At 50.5% G+C, this 845-nt stretch carries 1 protein-coding gene; it reads left to right on the top strand.

The features are described 5' to 3' along the window. Nucleotides 1-68: 68 nt before the first annotated feature. Entirely contained in the window at nucleotides 69-821 is a 753-nt protein-coding gene (gene istB, locus IC21_RS00960; protein ID WP_035180281.1) for an IS21-like element helper ATPase IstB, read from the top strand. The last annotated feature ends 24 nt before the right edge of the window (nucleotides 822-845 follow it).

Raw genomic sequence — 845 nt, 5'->3', positions numbered from 1 at the left:
GACTATGAAACCGATTTACATGTGTATGATCAACGTCTTTGTCCGTCAAGGGAAGGGGGAAGCCGGGCATGAAGATGGATTTAAAAGAGATTTGTAAAGCCCTGCATTTGGCGTACATCGCGGATCGATTCGAGGAGGTGGCCTACGAGACCAAGGAACAGTTTTTGCGTGATGTGTTGGCGTTGGAGCTGTCGTTCCGTCAGAAAGCAAAACAGGCTCGATTGATCAAGAAGGCGAAGTTCCGGGAGTTGAAATGGCTCAAAGATTATGAATGGTCGGATCAGATTCATTGGCCAACCACGACCTCGAAGGAAGAACTTTGCGACCTTCGCTTTTTGGAGCAAAAACAGAACGTCCTGCTTTTAGGTTCGCCGGGAACAGGAAAAACCCATCTCGCCACCGCATTAGGATTAAAAGCGTGTGAACGGGGCCATGAAGTTCGGTTTTTCCGTGTCGCCGATCTTGTCGCCCAGCTCGAAGAAGCGTTAAAAGGCGGCACCCTCGGACGGCTCAAACGGCAAATCGACACATGCGAGCTGTTGATTTTGGACGAACTCGGCTATGTACCTTTTCAAAAGCAGGGATCGGAACTGCTGTTTCACATCATTGCCGATTGTTATGAACGAAAAAGTGTCATCGTGACATCGAATTTAGAGTTTGGACAGTGGAATCGAGTGTTTGGGGACAACCGCCTGACGGCAGCGCTGGTGGATCGTTTGGTCCATCACGCCCACATTCTCGCGTTTACGGGAGAGAGCTACCGCTTGCGGCACGCGCTTTCTGCCGTTCAGTCGCTCCCTTCTCGCTCGGTTGAAAGGTAAATTCATTGAGCCGGCAAGCCTATG

The organism is Heyndrickxia coagulans DSM 1 = ATCC 7050 (genome assembly GCF_000290615.1).
GTDB lineage: Bacteria > Bacillota > Bacilli > Bacillales > Bacillaceae_C > Weizmannia > Weizmannia coagulans.
This window is presented reverse-complemented; position numbering and strand designations above follow the sequence as displayed.